This window comes from Sphingomonas sp. ACRSK (assembly GCF_022346685.1).
GTDB classification, from domain to species: domain Bacteria; phylum Pseudomonadota; class Alphaproteobacteria; order Sphingomonadales; family Sphingomonadaceae; genus Sphingomonas; species Sphingomonas molluscorum.
The window spans coordinates 16060-35206 of the sequence record NZ_JAKRNR010000019.1 but is presented as its reverse complement, the minus strand read 5'-3'; the positions used below and the strand labels follow the sequence as shown (position 1 = coordinate 35206).

Genomic DNA, 19147 nt, shown 5'->3' with positions numbered 1-19147 from the left:
TCCAGGTCGGAGTGGTCACTCGCCACCCGACTTGCGCGTGCGGTGCATCTACACTGACACGCACAACAAGGAGGTGAGCGATGCTCTACTATCTGCACGGGCTGATCTTCGGCCTGCTTACCCGAGACTACGGTAACGGCTTCAAGGTTCAGACCTTCGTCGGCGAGGCCGCGCTCAACTGCTTGATGGTGACCGGCGTTCTGCCGACCGCAGTCAACGACAACGCGGCGGCGGCGGCATGAGCGAACAACCCGAGACGAGCGCGGTGGAGGTGATTGCCGCTGATCGAGAGGCGGAGTTGCTGGCGTTCGTGCTGGACTGCTCTGCTGGAAACCCGGCCGCGATTGGGTCCGCCGTAAATCAGGCGGCATTGCTGCTGGAGCGTTATGGCATCGAGCCTCGTGAAAGCGGCGTTTTCTATCACACGCGGGAAGCCGATGTGGCGGACGCTCGCCACCGCCTCGCCACCCAGCCCGCAGCGGCGGAGGGAGCGGGAGACGAGGCTTACGCCCAAGCGCAAGCGGATCATTGGTTGGACGATATGCAAACTCCGTCGCTGGATGCGAAGCATGTGTCCCTCAAAGCTATGGCGCTCAACTGCATCCGGCACGGGCGCTCGCTCGCCGCCGCACCCACGCAGGGCGCGGGAGAACTTGAGCGGCTGCGGGAGGAAAATCGCCGACTTCGTAACGCACGCGACGATCATTTCCGCAATGCCAAGCGCCTCGCGGGGATGCTCAGCGGGGCGTACTGGAACGGTATAGCCGACGAGCATGCCCTCGTCGGCCCACAGGCCTCGGCAGGCGGGGAGATGTGCGCGGAGTGCGGCAAGGGTGTTGGGCACTTCACCCATGCGCCGTTCGATGACAGCCACCACGAGTTCACCCGGCAGCGCGCCGACGCGGAGGACGTGGAGCGGGTGGTGCTCGCAGCCAAAGCGGTGCTTGAAGGCGCCGATCGGCGGGGCAGTCGCGTAGAATACGCCATCGGCGATGGCGGCGAGATATGGCACGATTACCAAGAAGTTCCGCAAGCGGTGCTGGATGAATTGACCGCCGCCCTCGCCGCGATGCCGCGCGCCTCGCAACAGGGGGAGGACCGCTGATGCCCATGTTCGACATCAACGTGCCCATGGTGCTCCGCTGTCGCATTGAAGCGGAAACACCGGAGAGGGCAGCCATTGATGCGATCGCTTGGGCCAACTGGTGCGATCCTACCGCCGACCAGCTCGAGGATTACCGATCCGACCATAACACCGGCGTGCAAGACTTCGGGATGGGCGGCGTCCTTGGTGTCACCGGAGAACCCACGATCACGCCTGCGGGCGGCAAAGCACCGGGATTTACACGATGAAGCTCTATCGCTCACTCGGCCGCATCTGGTCAGGAACCCAGGCCGACGCAAAGACCGCCCAGGGCGGCGCGGACTACGAGGCGATCGAAGTCCCCACCGACAAGCCGAGCCTCATCGAATGGCTGAACAAGTTCGACGTGCGGCCGGGCGAGGCGTCCAAGGATCAGATGTTGGTCGGTCACCCCGACGAGCCCGAGACCGCGGAAGCGCCGGCTCCTGCACCGCCCGAGCCTCCGATGCGCGAGACCCAGATGGCCCGTTTCGAGGCGCTCGCTCGCAAGCTGGGATGGACGCCTCCCGGCGGGGCTGTGGCTGTACCCGAGGCATCGACGCGCGACCTGTCGGCCGAGATCCTCGAGCTGGACCCGAAGAAGCTGGCCCCCGTGCTCTCCGCGGCGATCGGTCGCCTGGGCGAGGTGGCCGACAATCACGGCTGGGCCGTCTTCGGCAAGAACGTCTACAGCTGGACCGCCGGCTCCAAATCCGTCGAGCAGGGCCTGGGCATGCTGTTCCTCGCTGCGCTCGACCAGATCGGCGATAAATCCCAACGGTCGGACCAGTCCACCGCTTGACGCGCTGACACACACAGACCTAGCCCATGCAACATGGGCACCGAAGTCTCCCGCTTAATCGAGCAGCGCGCAGTCATGCGCGCTGCCATCGCTTGCTTGGCCGAGCCGCTCCATGGCGAAGCCAAGGACCGCTTCATCACGGACGCGGAAGCGAAGTTAAACCGCACCTTGCCGGCGCCGGGACGTCAGCACATGCGCATGTATCTGCGGGCAGTCGCCGACGACTAGCCGCGACCGGCTTGCCCATTTGCTCCCCACGTCTGCATGTTTGATGACACACACGCACGCACGAAAGCGCGCGTTTGAAGGAGACACCATGAGCGATCAGATCCTTGTGATAGTGGTCGACCCGGAGGCGAAGACCATCCAGGCGGACACGATCGACGACAACCTCACGTCCATGCAGCAGATGGTCGGCGGCAACATCGAGCGGGTGATGGCGCCCCTCGGTGATGAGGCTGAGATCCTCTGGATCGACGAGGAGGGGAAGTTGAAGGAGAACTTCCACTTCAACGTGAAGGGCTTCCCCGACATCATCGCCGGCAAGGCGTTCATCTGCCGCGAGGTCGATGGGCCGAACGGCCTCGTCAACGGCGACACCGATCTGGACGTCGCCGCGGTGCAGAGTCTCGTGACCTGGCTCCCGCACCTCGACAACCAGGCGCTGCTGTAAGGAGACCCAGGTGAAACGCCACTTCGTCCACATCTATCACACCGTCCGCTCGAAGTTCGCGGTCGACGCCGAGAACCACGCCGACGCCATCGCCAAGGCTGATGCGCTGTTCCCGGACAGCTCCATCGTTCGCTTCGGCGTGGCCGGGCTGGTCAACCCTGTGATGGCGCTCTCGGTCCACCAACAGGTCGGCACCGGCTATCTCTGCTCCGAGGACGCCGAGGAGCGGCGGGGCTATGTAGTGGACGAAGTTGGCGACACCGAATACGCCAATACGCGGAACTACGATGCGGAGGGCAAGCCGCAGGAAAGCGGGCTCGGACCCGTCTCGATTGTCGGACCTGAACGTGATACCTTGCTGGCCGCGCTCCGACTCTGGCAGCGTCTGGGTGGCGCGAGCAGCGAGGAGTGGGACATCGCGACCAACGGGGGTTCGCACGAGGGGCTGGACAACGAAGCGGTAGATGCGCTCCGCGAGCGTCTCAACTGATGGTTTCCCAATGTGACATGGGTCTCCTCTTGTCGAACAACATGTTGATGCGCCATGAGCCCACTTCCGGGTTGGTCGCGGACCCCCAGGTTATCGCAATTTTGGGGGATGGCTTGCGCCGTTTGTTCGTCATCTGGAACCGAGGCTACAAGACGATAACCGTCCTGGCCGTGGATCAACACGAGGCTCTGCACATCGCGGTGGAGTGCAAGCATATCAAGAGGGCTGAGCAATACCGCCGCTTCCTCGACGTTACCGATCGTGCGCTCGCGGGCGAGGAGATCGAAGGCATCGGCGTGATCGACAACTGCGAGCAGCTTGTCGAACTGTCGAAGTCTGGCGTCTTGGCTCGCGCGGACCACAGCTGGACGGTGGGCGGTTGCGAGATCGAGAAGATCATCCAGCGCACCTAACCCGGTTTGCATCCTACCGTGTTGCTCACATATCACACTCACCGCGAGATAGTAGCGTCGCTGGGAGTTGTGCATTGAGGGGTTTGGTAGCGTCCATCGCGACGTGCGTTTTCATGTTGGCGACGTTCGGTCTGATGCTGCACGTTGCCACCCTGATCTTGTCCGGCGGTTCGGTCGCCTGGCTGGTGGCCTGGCTGCCGTTCATTGGCGCGCCCGCGATCGCAATGGCGTTCACCAACGCGCCGACGCCGCTCTGGGAGAAGAATGATGGGTAAGCCGATCGACGCCGCAGCCAACGCCGTGGGAGACCTGGTGGTGCCGTTCGTCGAGGCTGCCGATCGCCTCGTGAACTTGCTGACGCGCGAGCGCTACGACGAGGCCGAGAAGGATGCGGCCATGAACGCCTACGACATCGCTCGCCGCAACCTCACCGGAGAGGACGTGAGCAGCGCATAACCCACTTGTGCGAATCGTGATGCGTGTCTACTGACACACACAGACGGTCAGCGGTGACCGACAGGAGGTGACGGTGACGGCAGGTATGAACGATCGCTACATGGTGTGGGCAGAGGATCGTCCGCACCAAGCGCGCGGCACGAGCAGCTGGCTTCGGGCTCAATGGTGGTCGGTGTTCAGCATGGGACTGCCCGCCTTCTTTCGCGGCAAGCGCATGTGCATGGTGCGGCTCCGATAATCCAGGCGAACGCCATTTGCACGCCTTCCGTGCATGGTCGATGACACACACGCGAAAGGAGGTAGGCAGCATGATCGACTATACTAAGCCCGTTCAGACAGCAGGCTCCAAGCGTCGCCTGTTCGTGACCGGCTATGGTCCGCGTGGGAGCGTCTGGCTCGACACGATGAATAATCACGCCGGCACCGGCTTCCTCTACCTGTCGTCTGGCGAGCCGGTAGACGGCTGTCCCTGGGGCCAGGTCGAGAACGTGCCGGAGGACAGCGTCTTCCTATCGACCGAGTGGGTCGACCCGAAGGACGCGATCAACACCCATCTGCGCGAAAAGCGCGCGGCCGAGTTCGCTGTCGCCGCCGAGCGCGACCATTCCAGCAATCCACTGTGGGGAATGTTCTGATGGCCGAGGTCATCTGTCTCACCGGCAAGGGCAACGAGAACGGTGTCCTGGTCACGCGACCCGAGTGGGAGGCGCGCATCACCGCCGCCGGCCACCGCGTCACCGACAAGGCGCAGAACTGCACGGTGCTGGTCGCATCGCGCCACGACACCAGCAAGGCGGTCAACGCCCGCGCACGCGGCGCCCGCGTCGAGACCTATGAGTGGCTGTCCCAGCTGCTGATTGCCGGCGGCGCTCGCGACACGACGTTCGACGAGCCCTTCATTCCGGCCAAGCCCATCGACACCACTGAAATGGAAGGGAGCGAGCTGTGGGGACTGTTCTGAACTGGCGCTTCCCGATCGAGTGGGATGATGGCACCGCATGTCACCTGGACCCGACCGAGTTCCGCCGGGTGTGCGAGGGCGAGGAGCTGTCCGCATACATGGTGGTCGGACACCATGAACCGCGCGGCTGGAACCGCAGCACGATGCCGAAGCTGGGTGGGACCAAGCCCGTCATGGTCAACCCGGACGGCACGCTCGATTGCGCCCGCGGTCCCGGCGCTCCGCGGATCGTCAACACCCAGATGCCGCTGTTGCGCTTCGCGGACGGCACCGCGCCAGTAGCCGGCCGCATCGACAACGACGGCACGCGGCTGGTCCTGACGCACGAGAACGGCAAGCGGTTCGGCTGGTCGTGGCCGCGCCTGCAACCCGCTGACCCTCGCCAGATCAAGCTGGTCGAGATCACCCCCGCGATGATCGAGGCCGAAGCGAAAGCCGAAGCCGAGAAAGCGGAGATGGAAGAATCCCCCTTCTTCGGAATGTTCTGATGAGCGCCCCGCAACCCATCATGCCGGCACCGGCTCTATATCCATACCAGCGCGCCATGATGGCGAGCCTGGGCTCGCACCGCTGGGGCAAAACGCACGCCATGAACCAGGCGCTGCGTCAGCTGGGCCAGGCCGCGCAGGGAGCATCGCGCGCGCTCGCCGGGCTCCGTGCCGTGCTCATCGTCCACGACGACCTCTGCCGCGCCAAGATGCCGGCCTTCGAGCTGACTGAGCCGCGTGACCGTAGCCACTTCGAGCGCGGTGGCCGCTACCGCAAGCCACCCGAGACGAAGCTGGCCGTCGCCAAGGAGCCGGGCATGGTGCAGATGCGCGACCGCCGCGGTGAACTCGTCTGGCGCAAGCTGGGCGCTGGCATGGCCGCAAGCACCGACGCCACGCGCATGCGCGAGCAACCCCTGTGGGGCGCGTTCTGATGGTCGATTGGACCCGCCCGCTCAAGATGGTGCCGCGGCCTGATGTCGACGGCGGCTCGTATGGGCCGGACGTCTACCTGCGCGCCATGCTCAGCGACACCGGCACCTACATCCCGCTGTCCAGCCAGCGCATCGACCGCGACACCCGGCGACACTTCGCGGATCAGTTTCGCCAGGGCGTCCGCTTCATGGTCACCGCCGATCGGGAGAACTCCAAGCCGATCTACTACAAGGCGGACGGCACGCCATGGCTCACACACCACGCGGCGCTGATGAACCGCGCCGGCGCATCCGTCTCGCTCACCGAGCAGCAAGATCGCGCGGTGCGGGAACTGGAGCGGATCGAACGGACGCGAGCGCAGGCCAGGGACGCCGCCGACATGCGCCGGCAGCAGGCGATCAACGACGCCAAGTATGCCGAGGCCGAGCAAGCGCGCGAGCAGGAAGCGATCGAAAGCCACCCGCTGTGGGGCATGTTCTGACCGAAGCCAGCCGCATCCACCAATCACCGGACACATAACGACGATGCAGCGCAGCGGTGCGCTGATCGAAAGGACGAGACAATGAACCACCGGACGTTCCGCAGCGTGATCGACGACATCGAGCGCAACCTCGACACCGGCGAGGGCTACACGCTCCACATCCGCACTAGGACGGGCGACGTCATCCGTGACCGCGCATGGGAGGGCCTCAAGGGGTCGTCGTCATTCACCCACGAGTTCGAGGTCATCGTGCTCTCGCAGCCCGATCGCCCGCCCCTCTACTTGCCGCTGGCGCAGATCGAAAGCCTGGAGCTGGCGTCGTGAGCGAGCAGCACGCCGACGTGACCCTTCACGTCTCGATCGACGACCCGCAGGCCCTGTGGGATCGCGCCGTCCAGCAGCTTCGCGCGGATGGCGTTCTCGCCAGCGGTGAGCTGGGCGACGACGAGATCGGGATGATCGGCACGCGGGAGGAGCCCGACCTGTCCGGTTGCCTGCGCATGATCCTCGACCCCGGCACCAGCCCCGATGGCATGACCATCAACGACAGCTCCGTGGAGATCTACTGATGATCGTCTGGCAGAACGGCGCCTACACGCCTGAGTATCTCGCCCAGGAAGCGCGCCGCAAGGCGTTCCTCGAAGCGCGCGGCCCCACCAAGGCGTTCGAGGTCGGCAAGGCTTACCAGACCCACGAGGGCAAGACGGTGACGTGCGTGGAGCTTGGCGGCTTCAAGGGGTACGAGTGCGCCCGCTTTGATGACGGCGAGACAGTCCCCGCGCCGATCGGTGAAGGCACCGTGACGACGGGCTGGCGCTACAACCGCGACAGCGATCGCGGGCGCTGCACCGGCACGGCGTTCGACCACAGCGATCCGCAGTGCGTCATCCCGGAGAGCGCGTCGTGATCGTCCGCGTCCACGGCAAACCCGTCACGCTTACGATCGAGACGATCGCCGCGACGCGCGCCTGGTTCATCGAGAACGAGAAGGCGTGCATCGCCGAGGCTCGCGAATACGTCGCGACCGGCGGTAAGAGCGGCACGCGGGTGAACAACCTCGATCGCTACGTCGCCTGGTGCGAGGATAGCATCGCTCGCATTGAGAGCGGCGAAGGCGACCGCAGCGTCACGTTCATCCAACGCGCGGTCGCCCTCCAGACAGGCGAGTGCGTTCCCCTTCTCGCCCCTCCGACAACCCAAGCGCACGCCTAGAGTGCGTGTGCAATGACACTCACATGCGCAGCGGTGCGCGGTGAGAAAGGACGAGACGATGTGGGCGATCTACTGCGAGGCTGACTTGGATCTCGCCTGGAGCAACGAACATGGCTGGGTCGATACTCCGACCTTCGACCTGTTCACCGCCGACGAGAAGGGGCGCATGTCGCTGCCGATGGGCGGTATCTGGCGCAAGGTGGCGCCATGACCACCCGCACCATCACCCTGGTGGCAGTCGAGGACGAATACGACAGCGAGCCCGGCCTGGCGCCGAAGGGCATGGACACCAAGTTCGAGGGGTTCATGGCTGCGCGCTCGGGCTTCCTGGTCGCGCATGACGTGCTGGAGCATCTGAACGGATGCGAGGCGATCGGCGGTGTGCCCGACGAGCTGGAGGCGCTCGGAGCGCTCTGGCAGGTGCGCGGCCGGCACGGCGACATGCTCAACAAGGATCGCTTCGTCGGCAGCGCATACACGGCCGAGGAGCACGTCGCGTTCGACATCTCCCGCATGGCGACCGAGCTGACGGGCGAGGCATATTGGCCCGGCTCCACGCACATCGAGCCCGAGCCCGAGCATCTGTTCGATGACGAGTTCCGCTCAATCCTCACCTACGCTCGCCGCAACATCGAGCGCGAGGGTGACGCGACCGAGATCCCCGAGGACTTTGACGTCGACATCTACCTGGAGGACGCGCTGCACCTGATGCGCCGCGGCTTTCGTAAGGCCGAATCCCTCTACGGCGAAGGGTTCGGCGGGCACGACCTGTTCATCGCCGTGCGTAACGCCGTCGATCGCGAGCTGGCGCGCACCAGCCTCTACGACGGCCAGGAGTTCACGCTGACCATCGGTGAGGACTTCGCCAGCTTCGACGAGGTGTTCCCCGAGCCCGAGGATCTCGACGATGACGAAGAATGAGCGCCGCCGTGCGCTGGCCGCCGTCACCCGGTTCGAGCGCGCCGTCGACGATCTGGCGTTCAAGGGCTGCGCGCACCCCGACGATCACCCGGCAATCGAGCGGCGCTATGCGCTGGCGAAGACCAATCTGCTGCGCGTCATGGGCTTCGAGGTGGAAGTCTGATGCCCCGCCTATCCGAGTTCGAGTCCACGGAGGCTCTGCTGATCCGCTTCAACATGGCCGGAACGACAGCCCATAGCCGATACGACGAGTTCACCGAGCGGCCTCCCGTGGATTGGTCGAAGCCCGTCCAGTTCAACGACGGCACGCCCTGCACCGCCGAGCGGGTGTCTGGCTTCATCCTCGTGACGTTCGATCCCGACGCGCGGCCCGCCGGCATGCCCGATCCCAGGCCCGTGGCGTTTCGCAACAGCCTGGTCTGCTACGAGGACGACGGCTCGATCTATGGGTGCGAAGACGCGCCATGCTGGGTCGAGAATGTCGGTCGCAAGGTGCATCCCATCGCGTCGATCTTTGCGACGTTCTGACATGCGACCGCACCACACCGAAAACCGCGCACAGACGCGCGCACAGCGCGAAAACGTAGCGCGACCACCACAGACACCGCTCGCGCGCCCGAAGCGCTCACAGACGCTTAAAATCGACCGCCCGAACTCACACGCCGAGCACTTCTTCCCAGGGCATCACGCGATGAACGGCGCGATACTGGCGCGGCTCCAGGCGGAATGTGGCCGGCGGGTTGAACTGCTGGAGCTCGATGAAGCTGGCACTCCGCTTGACCAGGCGCTTGATGAGGACGCCCGCGGCGAACTCATCATCCCGATCGCGCAGGTAGACCACGACATAGCTGCCGATCGTCGGCGGGCGCTTCGGGTCCACCGGGATTGGGCTGCCCTCCTCAAATGCCGGAGCCATAGACGAGCCGGCGGTGTAAAGCATGTAGACGTCCCGACGATCGCGCAGGGCGGGCGGTCGGCGAAAATAGTCGATCACCTCGCCTGTGTTCAGATCGGTCTGTTCGACGGCCACGTCGCCATCGTGCTCGCTCCAATACGTGACTTCCGCGCCCAAGGCGGTGCCGAAGACGGGAATGTCTCGCTCCATTTCATCGGGCTTGGGGATCGTGGGCGCAGCCGGCTGGCTCTGGTCGACGGCGCCGGGGCGAGCCGGGTTGTCCGTCAGGCCCTCCAGATAATCGACGCTTGTCTCCAGCGCACGAGCCAGCGCCGATAGCTCCGAGCGGTTCTTGCCGCGGCGAATGTCTCGTATGAGATCGGGCTTGTTGATCGCTCGCAACGACGCTTTGCGATCGCTGATCCCAAGGGCCTGCAACCGCGCGTCGATCCGGTCGACCAAGATGGCGTTCTTGTCCGTCATGATATGGGACATAGACCGTACGGTGCGGGCTGCCAACCGCAATTTGTGCGGTCATCCGTTGACACATGCGGTCTGTGGACCGCACAGAGCGGCTCAACATGGAGACGAGTCGGATGGCAGGAACGAGACCATTGGTGGATCAGGTGCGGCTTGCCGCCCGCATCGAGTGGCATGAGGACGCTCTTGCGCACCTCTGGACAGCGTATGACCGCGCCGCTGCCGCCGAGGAGATCGCGGCGATGTTATCCCTCTCCGACGCCATCACGAGAACCGTGCGAAGCCGAGCGGCACTTTCAGAGCATTGAGCGTCGCTCGGAAGCCACCCGCACCCATCGTTCTGATCGAGCACAACTGAGTCACCGAGCAGCGGTGCTCGGCGAGAGAGGTGACACGATGATTACGGAACAGATGCTTGCGGACTTTCACGCACGCGGCGGGACCATCACCAAGCTGGCGATCGGCGCGTCCACCGGCATCACCAAGAACGAATGGGACCGCTTGGTTCGCGGGGAAGGCGAGCCCGTCGAGGTGCCCGCGCTGATCGACGCCTTTGTCGAGAAGCAGGCGAAGAAGCCGCTGCGCCTGCGCGCCGGCTATGGCGAGGTGCGCTGACATGGCGAAGATCGACTGGCATCGCGACGTCGACGGCTACTCGGACGAGGGGGAGCGCGCCAAGCGTGCGTTCCACCGCGAGGCCAAGGCCAGGCTAAAGAAGCTGGCGGCCGATCTGGGGCTGACGCCCGGCACGTTCGACCTTCGCACCAACCTGGCGGGGCCGGCGAGCCGCGGTGAGACCACGCTCCACGGCGAGCGCATCTACGTCCAGGTGGGCGGGCTGATGAACCAGATCATGATCCGCACCTGCAACGGCCGCAAGGATTACACCGGCGGCCACAACAACTTCGCGAACATCGGGCAGCTGGATCACCCCAGCGTCCTTGCGTTCCTGGTTAAGGGGATCATGGGGTGAGCAAGTATTACGTCCTGGGTCGGCCAAAGGGATCAGCTGGCGCCCACATGGTCCTCGATCTCGAGCCTTGCACGCTCGCCGAGGCAAAACGCAAGATCAGCTGGCAGCACCAGCCCGGCGGCCACACGGATTTCGAGTGGCGGATCTGTATCCTTGTGAACGGCGTCTTCATGGACGACGAGGGCATGCCTCAGATGGTTCACCGCTCGCCCTACACTCAGGAGACGTGGGATCGCTTCTGCCGCACCTATGGAGCCGGCAGCTGATGGAGCGCACGCCGGAAGGGTTGCGCGTGGTAGGCGGAATGGTCGAGCTGCCGCGCAACCCCGTGGACTTGAGGGTCGATGACCTGTCGGAGCTCGCCTTCAATCTGCTGCGCGGCTGGCTGATCGGGAACGAGAAGCCCATCGAGCGCTTCTTCGGATGGACCGCCCACCTCCAAGAGCTGCTGGATAGCCGGCTGGTCGAGGCCACCGGCAATGAGCATGGCGGCGGTGACGGCTACAAGCTGACGTTCGATGGATGGAACGCGGCCGAGCGCGTTCGCTGCGGCATCTATGATCGACACCTAGCGATCGAGCGGCAGAGACAGGCTCGGGACGCGGCAATCCTCGCTGACCGGGCGTCCATGGAGACCAACCCGCTCTACGGGCTGTTCTGAGCACCGCAATTCCCGCTTGCGTCCAGCAAGCGTGTGGTTGATAACACACACATAGAGAGCGCGATGCGCAAAAACGCAAACGAAAGGAGGTCACCATGAACTCGCGCACCCGCTGATCTTATTACCGCGACAATCGCACGACTGCGCCCAAACGCCGACCGGAGTGGCGCCCGACAGGCACCGACAAGCGCTACCGACATCCCCGCGGGGAGGCACTGTTCCACCGAGAGCACCCTTCCCCGCTTCAACCAGCCACCAGGGGAGCGGCCAACAAGGAGATCGCCATGCGTGAAGGCTGGCAGGGAACGCGATAGCGACAGGGCTGGCGTCCCGCGACAACCGCCCGGCCCCAAGTGACCGCCGTGAATAGGATCGCCGCCGACCGTAATCGACGCGGGCTTGTGTAGAGCGGCACTCACAACGCAGCGAGGCGAACAAGGAGAACGGCATGCGTTACCCCGATCCAGGCTCGGCCTTCTAGGCAGCCAGGCTGAAACAGCGGCGTCAGGCCAGCCGCATACAGCGACACGCAAAAACCCCCTACGGGGGAACCAAAGCCCAACGGGCACCAAGGGTCGAGTGACAAGGGGTCTCCAAGCGACAGCCCCATCTGCGCTCGATCACATGGGGAGCAAGTAGGCACGAAAGCACGCGAGAAGGGCCAAGGCCGCGGATCGGTGACGAGTAGGCGAAAGCTCCCCTTTTCAACGACTTAGAGACGCCATGGATGACGGTTGTTGGTCCTAAGTTGACGAGAAAAGCCGTCTCTCTGTCAACCTTGCCCACCCGCATCCCAGCAGGCGACGTGCGACTACAATGACGCGGTCAGCGGTGACCGCAGGAGAAAAGGCATGAACGTCACCCCCATCACGCCGGTCCCGACGACCCTGCTGGCAGCGCTCACCATGGCGCATGCGTCGGACCTTGATCGCCAGCTGCATGAGCGCGGCGATGGCGACCTGAACTCGCGCGACCAGTGGGCGCTCGAAGTGCTGGAGTTACTGCGCAAGGCGCCGATGTGGCGCTTCCCGCTCAGCCAGATGAACGATGGCGACATCGAACTCGAACTGGAGAGCCTCGACCACTACTACCAGGCATGCGAGGAGATCGGCCAGGGCATCAGCACCAAGGACGTGGTGCGGCGCCGGGATCTCGAAGCGGAACAGATGCGGAGGCGGAAAGCATGACCACCATCAACCCGAGGCGTCCGCTCGACGATGACGATCCCGATGGCTCCCAGGAGTCGGACAAGGACTTCGTCGCCAACAACCTCGACGCATGCGTGGCCTGGCTCAAGGCACAGACCGGCGAGGACGGTGAACGCGGCAGGGACATGGTGCGCGTGCGGGTGCTGGAAGACGCGGCCGACATTGCGGAGCGCCGACCCCTCACCACCTTCGAGATCAGCGGCATCAGGGAAGCGGCACGCTACCTGCGAACGAGGCACAAGGCATGAGAACCCCAGATCGGATGACGCCCGAGGAGGCAGCGCTCACCAGGCGCACCATCGACGCCGGCAAGGACAATGGCGAGGCGCTCAAGATCGAGGAGCTGACGGACCCGGAGTGGATCACCCTGCGCTCGCTCCTGATCCAGGCCGACCTGATGGTCGAGGAGGGCGGCTACATCCAGCCCACCAACAGCGTCCGCGGGCTGATCGCCGCCGGCTGGCTTCCGAAACCGGAACCGCGCCCCGTGGAGGAGATCGACCTGGAGGCAATGCACCCTGGCCTCTACGACACCCAAGGCGTCATCACCGACGAAATCGACCTGGAGCTGGAGGGCCGGCGCCCATGAACCTGCTGGACCTCATGCGATCCGTCACCGAGATCGAATACTGGCCCGCGGCATACGCCATGCTGTTGCTGGGCATCGGCGCGGACAAGCACCACGGCGACTATTACGGGATGGGCGTCAAGACAGAGGCCGAAAACGCCGAGCTCATCACGGCATGGAAGAATTGGGATCGGTTCGATCGCATGGACCATGTGGCGACCACCATCGCGAACGAGGCGAACTCCTATGCGGAGGTGGAGGCGGCATGACCGTGAAACAGGATTGGTCCGTTAGGCGCCAGCCAGACGGTCGGTGGAGCGTGCTGCTCAACAACAAGACGAGGTTCAGCGGCATGGGAGAAGCCGCGCGTCGTCAAGCTGAACGTGTGCGCCTTCGAGGAGCCCATCATCAGGAGCAATAGCCCACCCGCATCCACCGAACAGGCAGACCATACCTGAATCACCGAGCAGCGGTGCTCGATGGTGAAGGGAACGACCATGGACAAGATCGTCATCAAGGTCTGGACGCAGCACGCGGCAGAGCACGGCATGGAAGCCTATGCGGCCGAGGCGTTCACCGCGGAGATCAGCCTCGACGGCAACACCGATCACGCGCAGCTGATGGCGGCCAACATGGTCGGCTACCTGTCCAAGGCCTACGCCGGCGATCGTATCAGCGTCAGGGTCGACCTCCCGCGCCGCAACGGGGTCGAGCAGTTCGTCTTCCTGGGCAAGGCAGACGGCGCCAACGAATACGAGCAGTTCGAGACCACCCTCGCCCAGATCGCCAACGCGGTGGAGCGCTGACCGATGGCAACGCTCTCGCTCTACATGACGGACAAGGCGAAGCTGGAACTGCGCCTCACCAGCCCGATCGAAGCCGTCCGCCAAGCAGCCCTGACCGAACTCATCGGTGAGACCGATCCGGGCCTCGACAAGCCAGGCCTATGGACGCTGGCCGAATACGTCGCATGGCTCAACCGGCCCGAGCCCGGCATCATCAAGGGCGAACTGATGAGCGCCGAGGAATGGGAGCAAGACCTGGGCTTCACCAGGGCCTCCCACCTCGCCGACTATCTGGACGAGTGCGTCGCCCACGAGAAGCGCAAGGATGGATACTGACCGATGAAGGGTGACCGCCTATGGAACGAGATTGTCCAGGGTCTCGCGCTCGCCAAGGCAAAAGGATGCCCGGTCGAGAGCATCTGGCTGACACCCGACGCCAGAGACGCCCTCGCCGAACTGAACGGACCCGCGGCGATCACGAAGATCCAAGGCCACCACGTCAGCGTCATCCGAAACGCATCCTACCCATGGAGCTTCAACCTGGAGTGCGGATGGACGAATGACAAAGGCCAGGAGTGCTACGTCATCATCCCGAGCGACATCCAAGAGAACGTCTTCCCCAAGGCCACATCGGCGATCGACACGGCACCAATGGAAGCACACCCTCTATGGGCCAGCTTCGGATAGAGAGGAACCCCATGACCAGCAACGACTACACGAACGCACCCCAGCCCAGCGCCCAGGAGCAGTGGGAGGCCGCACGCGATACCAGCTCAATCCCCAAGCCGACTGTCACCGTCCGTGAACTCAAGGCATGCCTCAACAGCTTCCCCGACACGGCGATCGTCCTTCGCGCCAAGGGAGACCTTGAGACAGGCCATGCAGCCTTGTGCCTCGATGTCGCGATGGATCACCTCGAAGCGCGCCAGAAAGACTGAGCCTTGCGTATCCGACGCCTCATCAGAGAGCTTCGCGCCATCGAGGCCGAGCATGGCAACCTCAAGATCATGCTGCGAACCGCGACGCCCGACAGCACGCCGGCAGATCACGCCTCCGCTAGGCTCGACCCCAACAACGACGAGCCCTACATCCTGATAACCGACCGGATCGGATAAGCCTCCGGCGCCCAAAAGCGAGAAAGAGCCAATGAAGGTCGAACAGCTATATCCGCTGCTCAAGCTGCTGAACGAGGACGTAGCCAAGAAGCAGTCGTGCTCCGCGCTGATTGACGGAGCGGGATGGATGGCAGTCGTAGGAGGGCACTATGACCCGGACGATGGCCTGGTGCAGTTCCTGCTCCCTGGCGACGACGACATCATCACGACAGTGCCAGAGAGTGTGCTCGCCATCAGGAGCAGGCCCTCTACGATCTACGCAGGCATATAGAGGAAGTCCCCAGAGGCAGTCGCTTCCATGGACACCCTGATCTCTATGGGAGGATGCTCGTATGGCACCATGGGCATAGTGGATCTCGTGGGAGCGGGGTGCGTCGGATGTATGGCAACGCGGTCGTATGGACCTATGGGGGTTATGGTGATGCTGGAGGGGTGGATTCGCGCGCTCGCTTTGTAACGAAGGCCCCTTGTCATTTGTGCCCTACACGGGCGGGCCTCGCTGCGGCCGGCGTCCCATGGAGAGCCGAGGCCCCGTTTTAGCGTGCCACCACACCAACACACCCAAGGTTGAAGCCGTCAACTAGCCTGTGGTGTCCATGAAACCGCGCGCTACATAGAGTGCAGACGCAGCGACACACGGTAGGAGCGAGGTCAGTAATGGACGCAAGTGACATCAAGCCGACGTTGAGCGACTGGAAGCATCGACTGCAATCCATGCGCTCCGAGATGCAAGAGATGGTCGGCTCCGAGATCCTCGGTGACGCCAAGGATCGCGAGATCGAGGAGATGCAGGAAGGCATCACCGACCTGATCGCGCAGATCGAGGCCTTCGAGGTCGCCGACAGCGTGGACGAGGACGACATGGTCTCCCTGGTGGACGACATTCATCCAGACAACGATTGATCTCGGTCTCACAGCCCACTAGATCCAAGAGACCGCAACGACGCCCGCTGGTCACCTTTCCCGCGGGCCGAGGGAGAAAAGGCGAGTTCTTCGGAGCTCGCCTTTTCTTTGTGCCCCGCGCCCCATGGGATCGCCGAGCTCCACGATCCCGATGAGCACCGGCGGGCATCCCATATACGGGACCGAACCCATACAGGCATATGCCGCGCCGCCCAAGGAGCTCATGTCTTCCATGGGATCAACGCGCCCATAAGCACCCTGGCTCGATCGCTCCCATGGGCATCCATGGATTGATACCCGATAGCACGAAGACGGGCTCGCATGCCCACAGGAACAAGCCACCCGCACGCCTTCGGACCTGCATCTATCTCGAACTCACCGCAGCGGTGCGGTGCAGATAGAGAGGTGCTCAAGTGTCCAAGTTCAAGTCGATGTCCATCGCAGACGCCCTTGCAGACAACGAGGCTCGCGCAGCCTTCGGGCTCGCAGTCGGCATGGACCCGCTGTTCGATGCCGATCGCGATGGCGAGAAGGCCGCGCGTCGTGCCCGCTACGCCCGCCGGCGCTCGCAACGAGACGCACGCTGACATGGACACCATCGGCCCCATCGTCACGGTGATCCTCGCCATCATCGCCATCAAGGATTGCGTGATCCCCGAACTCCTGATCCGCTGAAAGGAGGTGATCTAAATCTCCCAGAGCCCGGTGAGCCAATATGCCTCGCCGGGTTTTGTGGTGGCCGGCGATCCCATGGGCATCCATGGACCGAGATGCCATGGCGGCCAGGGTATTCGAGCCCCAGGCAGTCCATGGGCACCAGGCTCCCAGGCGTCCGGCGGTCGTAGGCATCTGGAGCTCACCGAACTTCCCCACCCGCATGCCAGCAAGCGTCGAGCGACAAGCATCTCACCGAGCAGCGGTGCTCGTGTGATGAAGGAAGCAAGCCATGCAGGTTGAAGTCGCCACCTACGGCCATCCAATCATGAACGAGTGCGTCCACATGGAAGTGGTGCGCCTGCCCATCCCCGCGGCCCATGAGCTGCGCAACCGGATGGGCGCCCCGTATGAGAGCAAGCCGAACCTGGCGCGCTGGGCCGGCGTCATGGCGATCCCCGTGCCCGGCCTCTCGCCGATGCGCGTGCCCTTCGAGCTTGTCGTGTGCCAGCGCGGCGCGTCCATCCGGTGCCATTGGAGCCATGCGGATCTGGTCAAGGACATCATGGGCCGCATGGTGCCCGAGATCATCGTGGAACAGGTATCCCAGGTTATTCGGGTCGGCTGACCCCCAAGAGATCGGCGAGCCCGAGCCCTCCCCCTCCGCGCGGGCTCGCTGCCCCCGCCGGATGATCGGACGCCTTTCAGGCACCCCAGGTCCGATCGTTCGGCGGGGATCTTTCGAGCCCATGACGTCCATGGATGCCCATGGGAAATGGCGCACCGGGCATATGGCTGCATGGAGCTCTCGGGACCATGGGCTCGGGAGATGTATGGGTCGGATGCCGTATGGGGCGGGCGCCATATACGGGTCCATGGGCATACTACGTGTGCGCGCATCACGTCGTGCCTACGCCTACGCCTACGCCTACGCCTACGCCTACGTGCGCGCTCGCACCTGCACGCGCGTCACGCGCTCGCGTGCGATTCGTTTGACCAGCGGTCCACCAGCGAGCGCGATTCGCGCTGACACAACCGAGTCGCAACGAGTCGCGCGTTTTTCGATGCGCACAGCTAGGTGATTCGCGCTCGAAACAGGTCGGCAAACGCGCAGAAAACTGCGGAAAACTGAAAAAGTCGCAATTGTGTTTGACGACACACACAGAACCTCCTCTAACGATGACACCGCAGCGGTGCGGTGCGGTTCAGCGGTGAACCGCTTCACTAGAGAAAGGTTACTTCCATGATCGACTTCAATCTCGTTGACGCGAACGGTTCGGTTTCGGTGCGCGGTTTCAAGAACAAGAGCGCAGCAACGCGCTACGCAAACAAGAACAACCTGCGCATTGCTGACTCGCTCGGTGCGCTCGCTTTGGTCGCTGACGCTGACACCGACGCAACCGACGCGCTCGACACCGACGACGTGGACACGGTTCTTGCATCGCTCGACGGTGCGACCGCGACCGACACCGAAACCGTCACGCTTCGCGACACCGCGCTTGCTTTTGACACCGCGACTGTCACCGCGGCAGTCACCGCGCTGCACGATAGCTTCGCACGTCGCGACACCTTCGAGGCAAGCAACGGTTTGTCGCTGACCGCGGATAGCAGCTACGTCCGCGAGCGTAACCGCATGCTGAAAAGCGAGGTCGCGGTTGCTCGGTTCTTCCTCGCGCTCGGTATCACTGCAAGCGACGTGGTGGAGCGCAAGGTCGCAAGCAACGCGATGTTCAACGCGAAGGCGCTCAAGAAAGTAACCGAGCTTGCGCAGTATGTCGTCGGTTTCGGCCACCGCCTCGAAAAGGTGACGCGCGCTTTCATCGCTTGCGCTATCATCGCAACCGACCGCGGACATACCGACATCACGAACGACGTCAACCGCAAGTTCCTCAACGGTTCTGACTTCTCTGCGATCATCAAGGACCAGGAGCTTGTCGACTATCTGCGCGACCAGCGTCACGTCGCTATGACTAGCGGTGCAGAAACGCAGTCGTCGCAAGCGCGCAACGTGCTCGACGTGCTGGGGCTCGGTTCGATTAAGTCGGTGCAGAAGAACCGCGACGCTATCGCGCTTCACACTGACAACGCTTTCTTTGCGATGTTTCGCGGTGACTTCTTGAAATAACCGAAACTAGGTGCGCGGTTACTTCAACCGCGCACCAACTCTATTCTTGAGGTTCTATTATGCGCGCTCTGTTTCACCTCGCTTTTGTGTTCTTTATCTTTGTCGGTGCGTTCGTCGTTCTAGACGCGACCTGCTACCACGAAGCGCTTGAGCGCGACGCTATCGCGCTTGTGTCGGTTGTGGTAGCGCTGTGCGCGTATGGTGCGAGCGTTGCACATGAACGCATGCGCGCATTGCGCTAGAACGCACCGTCAGACGCTGAAACCGCACCTAGAGCTATCTCGGTGCGGTTTTGCTTTGAAGCGCTCTAGAGACGCTTAAAACG

Annotated in this window: 44 protein-coding genes; 42 read left to right on the top strand and 2 right to left on the bottom strand. The window is 63.6% G+C overall.

The features are described 5' to 3' along the window. Positions 1-80: 80 nt before the first annotated feature. From MHZ35_RS11585 to MHZ35_RS11470, 24 genes are all read left to right on the top strand, one after another. On the top strand, positions 81-242 hold the full coding sequence (locus MHZ35_RS11585; protein ID WP_239435748.1) for a hypothetical protein: 162 nt from the start codon (positions 81-83) through the stop codon (positions 240-242). Further along, a complete protein-coding gene (locus tag MHZ35_RS11580; protein WP_239435746.1) occupies positions 239-1105 on the top strand; it encodes a hypothetical protein in 867 nt (288 codons plus the stop codon). The genes MHZ35_RS11585 and MHZ35_RS11580 overlap by 4 nt, the downstream gene beginning before the upstream one ends. A 5-nt stretch (positions 1106-1110) precedes the next feature. Next, positions 1111-1353 carry a hypothetical protein gene (locus tag MHZ35_RS11575; protein WP_239435744.1) on the top strand — a complete coding sequence of 81 codons (243 nt, stop codon included), beginning with the start codon at positions 1111-1113 and terminating at the stop codon, positions 1351-1353. Further along, entirely contained in the window at positions 1350-1925 is a 576-nt protein-coding gene (locus MHZ35_RS11570; RefSeq protein ID WP_239435743.1) for a hypothetical protein, read from the top strand. The genes MHZ35_RS11575 and MHZ35_RS11570 overlap by 4 nt, the downstream gene beginning before the upstream one ends. 33 nt (positions 1926-1958) lie before the next feature. Continuing rightward, positions 1959-2153 carry a hypothetical protein gene (locus MHZ35_RS11565; protein ID WP_239435742.1) on the top strand — a complete coding sequence of 65 codons (195 nt, stop codon included), beginning with the start codon at positions 1959-1961 and terminating at the stop codon, positions 2151-2153. An 88-nt stretch (positions 2154-2241) separates the two neighbouring features. Then, positions 2242-2598 carry a DUF3846 domain-containing protein gene (locus MHZ35_RS11560; RefSeq protein WP_239435741.1) on the top strand — a complete coding sequence of 119 codons (357 nt, stop codon included), beginning with the start codon at positions 2242-2244 and terminating at the stop codon, positions 2596-2598. Between the two features lie 10 nt (positions 2599-2608). Then, entirely contained in the window at positions 2609-3088 is a 480-nt protein-coding gene (locus MHZ35_RS11555) for a hypothetical protein (RefSeq protein WP_239435740.1), read from the top strand. Positions 3089-3129: 41 nt separating this feature from the next. Beyond that, positions 3130-3501 carry a hypothetical protein gene (locus MHZ35_RS11550; RefSeq protein WP_239435738.1) on the top strand — a complete coding sequence of 124 codons (372 nt, stop codon included), beginning with the start codon at positions 3130-3132 and terminating at the stop codon, positions 3499-3501. 134 nt (positions 3502-3635) lie between these two features. Continuing rightward, positions 3636-3776, top strand: a complete 141-nt coding sequence (locus MHZ35_RS11545) for a hypothetical protein (protein ID WP_239435736.1) — start codon at positions 3636-3638, stop codon at positions 3774-3776. Then, on the top strand, positions 3769-3957 hold the full coding sequence (locus MHZ35_RS11540) for a hypothetical protein (RefSeq protein WP_239435735.1): 189 nt from the start codon (positions 3769-3771) through the stop codon (positions 3955-3957). The genes MHZ35_RS11545 and MHZ35_RS11540 overlap by 8 nt, the downstream gene beginning before the upstream one ends. Before the next feature lie 73 nt (positions 3958-4030). Beyond that, positions 4031-4195 (top strand): hypothetical protein, encoded by a 165-nt coding sequence (locus MHZ35_RS11535; protein ID WP_239435733.1) that lies wholly within the window; start codon positions 4031-4033, stop codon positions 4193-4195. A gap of 70 nt (positions 4196-4265) precedes the next feature. After that, the gene (locus MHZ35_RS11530; protein WP_239435732.1) at positions 4266-4592 is read left to right on the top strand and encodes a hypothetical protein; all 327 of its coding nucleotides are present in this window, start codon (positions 4266-4268) and stop codon (positions 4590-4592) included. Continuing rightward, entirely contained in the window at positions 4592-4918 is a 327-nt protein-coding gene (locus tag MHZ35_RS11525) for a hypothetical protein (RefSeq protein WP_239435730.1), read from the top strand. The genes MHZ35_RS11530 and MHZ35_RS11525 overlap by 1 nt, the downstream gene beginning before the upstream one ends. Then, a complete protein-coding gene (locus MHZ35_RS11520) occupies positions 4903-5406 on the top strand; it encodes a hypothetical protein (RefSeq protein ID WP_239435728.1) in 504 nt (167 codons plus the stop codon). Before MHZ35_RS11525 ends, MHZ35_RS11520 begins: the two co-directional genes overlap by 16 nt. 56 nt (positions 5407-5462) lie before the next feature. After that, the gene (locus tag MHZ35_RS11515; RefSeq protein WP_239435727.1) at positions 5463-5840 is read left to right on the top strand and encodes a hypothetical protein; all 378 of its coding nucleotides are present in this window, start codon (positions 5463-5465) and stop codon (positions 5838-5840) included. After that, positions 5840-6322, top strand: coding sequence for a hypothetical protein (locus tag MHZ35_RS11510; RefSeq protein ID WP_239435726.1), 483 nt, complete (start codon positions 5840-5842; stop codon positions 6320-6322). The genes MHZ35_RS11515 and MHZ35_RS11510 overlap by 1 nt, the downstream gene beginning before the upstream one ends. An 81-nt stretch (positions 6323-6403) precedes the next feature. Then, positions 6404-6646 carry a hypothetical protein gene (locus tag MHZ35_RS11505; protein ID WP_239435725.1) on the top strand — a complete coding sequence of 81 codons (243 nt, stop codon included), beginning with the start codon at positions 6404-6406 and terminating at the stop codon, positions 6644-6646. Next, a complete protein-coding gene (locus MHZ35_RS11500; protein ID WP_239435723.1) occupies positions 6643-6891 on the top strand; it encodes a hypothetical protein in 249 nt (82 codons plus the stop codon). Before MHZ35_RS11505 ends, MHZ35_RS11500 begins: the two co-directional genes overlap by 4 nt. Continuing rightward, positions 6891-7229, top strand: a complete 339-nt coding sequence (locus MHZ35_RS11495) for a hypothetical protein (protein WP_239435722.1) — start codon at positions 6891-6893, stop codon at positions 7227-7229. Before MHZ35_RS11500 ends, MHZ35_RS11495 begins: the two co-directional genes overlap by 1 nt. Beyond that, positions 7226-7534 carry a hypothetical protein gene (locus MHZ35_RS11490; RefSeq protein ID WP_239435720.1) on the top strand — a complete coding sequence of 103 codons (309 nt, stop codon included), beginning with the start codon at positions 7226-7228 and terminating at the stop codon, positions 7532-7534. Before MHZ35_RS11495 ends, MHZ35_RS11490 begins: the two co-directional genes overlap by 4 nt. A gap of 58 nt (positions 7535-7592) precedes the next feature. Continuing rightward, entirely contained in the window at positions 7593-7745 is a 153-nt protein-coding gene (locus MHZ35_RS11485; RefSeq protein WP_239435718.1) for a hypothetical protein, read from the top strand. Continuing rightward, complete coding sequence (locus MHZ35_RS11480; protein WP_239435717.1) at positions 7742-8455, top strand: hypothetical protein; 714 nt, start codon at positions 7742-7744, stop codon at positions 8453-8455. The genes MHZ35_RS11485 and MHZ35_RS11480 overlap by 4 nt, the downstream gene beginning before the upstream one ends. Continuing rightward, the gene (locus MHZ35_RS11475) at positions 8442-8618 is read left to right on the top strand and encodes a hypothetical protein (protein WP_239435716.1); all 177 of its coding nucleotides are present in this window, start codon (positions 8442-8444) and stop codon (positions 8616-8618) included. Before MHZ35_RS11480 ends, MHZ35_RS11475 begins: the two co-directional genes overlap by 14 nt. Beyond that, positions 8618-8983 carry a hypothetical protein gene (locus MHZ35_RS11470; protein ID WP_239435715.1) on the top strand — a complete coding sequence of 122 codons (366 nt, stop codon included), beginning with the start codon at positions 8618-8620 and terminating at the stop codon, positions 8981-8983. Before MHZ35_RS11475 ends, MHZ35_RS11470 begins: the two co-directional genes overlap by 1 nt. 127 nt (positions 8984-9110) lie before the next feature. Here the strand turns inward: MHZ35_RS11470 and MHZ35_RS11465 are convergent, their stop codons facing one another. After that, complete coding sequence (locus MHZ35_RS11465) at positions 9111-9812, bottom strand: S24 family peptidase (protein WP_239435714.1); 702 nt, start codon at positions 9810-9812, stop codon at positions 9111-9113. Between the two features lie 414 nt (positions 9813-10226). Here MHZ35_RS11465 and MHZ35_RS11460 point away from each other — a divergent pair, with 414 nt between their 5' ends. The 8 genes from MHZ35_RS11460 (at position 10227) to MHZ35_RS11425 (ending at position 13509) form a co-directional block, all read left to right on the top strand. After that, a complete protein-coding gene (locus tag MHZ35_RS11460) occupies positions 10227-10445 on the top strand; it encodes a hypothetical protein (protein WP_239435713.1) in 219 nt (72 codons plus the stop codon). A gap of 1 nt (position 10446) precedes the next feature. Further along, a complete protein-coding gene (locus MHZ35_RS11455) occupies positions 10447-10803 on the top strand; it encodes a hypothetical protein (RefSeq protein WP_239435712.1) in 357 nt (118 codons plus the stop codon). 47 nt (positions 10804-10850) lie between these two features. Then, entirely contained in the window at positions 10851-11069 is a 219-nt protein-coding gene (locus MHZ35_RS11450; protein ID WP_239435711.1) for a hypothetical protein, read from the top strand. Then, on the top strand, positions 11069-11464 hold the full coding sequence (locus tag MHZ35_RS11445; protein WP_239435710.1) for a hypothetical protein: 396 nt from the start codon (positions 11069-11071) through the stop codon (positions 11462-11464). Before MHZ35_RS11450 ends, MHZ35_RS11445 begins: the two co-directional genes overlap by 1 nt. An 851-nt stretch (positions 11465-12315) precedes the next feature. Continuing rightward, complete coding sequence (locus MHZ35_RS11440; protein WP_239435709.1) at positions 12316-12651, top strand: hypothetical protein; 336 nt, start codon at positions 12316-12318, stop codon at positions 12649-12651. Continuing rightward, on the top strand, positions 12648-12920 hold the full coding sequence (locus MHZ35_RS11435) for a hypothetical protein (RefSeq protein WP_239435708.1): 273 nt from the start codon (positions 12648-12650) through the stop codon (positions 12918-12920). Before MHZ35_RS11440 ends, MHZ35_RS11435 begins: the two co-directional genes overlap by 4 nt. Next, a complete protein-coding gene (locus tag MHZ35_RS11430; RefSeq protein ID WP_239435707.1) occupies positions 12917-13261 on the top strand; it encodes a hypothetical protein in 345 nt (114 codons plus the stop codon). The genes MHZ35_RS11435 and MHZ35_RS11430 overlap by 4 nt, the downstream gene beginning before the upstream one ends. Beyond that, positions 13258-13509: a hypothetical protein gene (locus tag MHZ35_RS11425; protein WP_239435706.1), complete on the top strand. Its 252-nt coding sequence runs from the start codon at positions 13258-13260 to the stop codon at positions 13507-13509. The genes MHZ35_RS11430 and MHZ35_RS11425 overlap by 4 nt, the downstream gene beginning before the upstream one ends. Here the strand turns inward: MHZ35_RS11425 and MHZ35_RS11420 are convergent. Further along, on the bottom strand, positions 13485-13754 hold the full coding sequence (locus MHZ35_RS11420) for a hypothetical protein (protein ID WP_239435705.1): 270 nt from the start codon (positions 13752-13754) through the stop codon (positions 13485-13487). The genes MHZ35_RS11425 and MHZ35_RS11420 overlap by 25 nt on opposite strands. Here MHZ35_RS11420 and MHZ35_RS11415 point away from each other — a divergent pair. The 10 genes from MHZ35_RS11415 (at position 13738) to MHZ35_RS11370 (ending at position 18822) form a co-directional block, all read left to right on the top strand. After that, the gene (locus MHZ35_RS11415; protein WP_239435704.1) at positions 13738-14046 is read left to right on the top strand and encodes a hypothetical protein; all 309 of its coding nucleotides are present in this window, start codon (positions 13738-13740) and stop codon (positions 14044-14046) included. The two genes, MHZ35_RS11420 and MHZ35_RS11415, sit on opposite strands and share 17 nt — an antisense overlap. A gap of 3 nt (positions 14047-14049) precedes the next feature. After that, entirely contained in the window at positions 14050-14361 is a 312-nt protein-coding gene (locus MHZ35_RS11410; protein ID WP_239435703.1) for a hypothetical protein, read from the top strand. A gap of 3 nt (positions 14362-14364) precedes the next feature. Further along, positions 14365-14712 (top strand): hypothetical protein, encoded by a 348-nt coding sequence (locus MHZ35_RS11405; RefSeq protein WP_239435702.1) that lies wholly within the window; start codon positions 14365-14367, stop codon positions 14710-14712. 11 nt (positions 14713-14723) lie between these two features. Next, positions 14724-14963: a hypothetical protein gene (locus tag MHZ35_RS11400; protein WP_239435701.1), complete on the top strand. Its 240-nt coding sequence runs from the start codon at positions 14724-14726 to the stop codon at positions 14961-14963. Positions 14964-14966: 3 nt separating this feature from the next. Further along, positions 14967-15140 (top strand): hypothetical protein, encoded by a 174-nt coding sequence (locus tag MHZ35_RS11395; protein WP_239435700.1) that lies wholly within the window; start codon positions 14967-14969, stop codon positions 15138-15140. A 31-nt stretch (positions 15141-15171) separates the two neighbouring features. Beyond that, positions 15172-15411 carry a hypothetical protein gene (locus tag MHZ35_RS11390; protein WP_239435699.1) on the top strand — a complete coding sequence of 80 codons (240 nt, stop codon included), beginning with the start codon at positions 15172-15174 and terminating at the stop codon, positions 15409-15411. Positions 15412-15797: 386 nt separating this feature from the next. Beyond that, complete coding sequence (locus tag MHZ35_RS11385) at positions 15798-16043, top strand: hypothetical protein (RefSeq protein ID WP_239435698.1); 246 nt, start codon at positions 15798-15800, stop codon at positions 16041-16043. A 510-nt stretch (positions 16044-16553) separates the two neighbouring features. Continuing rightward, entirely contained in the window at positions 16554-16718 is a 165-nt protein-coding gene (locus tag MHZ35_RS11380) for a hypothetical protein (protein WP_239435697.1), read from the top strand. 271 nt (positions 16719-16989) lie between these two features. Then, positions 16990-17325, top strand: a complete 336-nt coding sequence (locus MHZ35_RS11375) for a hypothetical protein (protein ID WP_239435696.1) — start codon at positions 16990-16992, stop codon at positions 17323-17325. A gap of 615 nt (positions 17326-17940) precedes the next feature. Then, positions 17941-18822 (top strand): hypothetical protein, encoded by an 882-nt coding sequence (locus tag MHZ35_RS11370; protein WP_239435695.1) that lies wholly within the window; start codon positions 17941-17943, stop codon positions 18820-18822. Positions 18823-19147 lie beyond the last annotated feature (325 nt).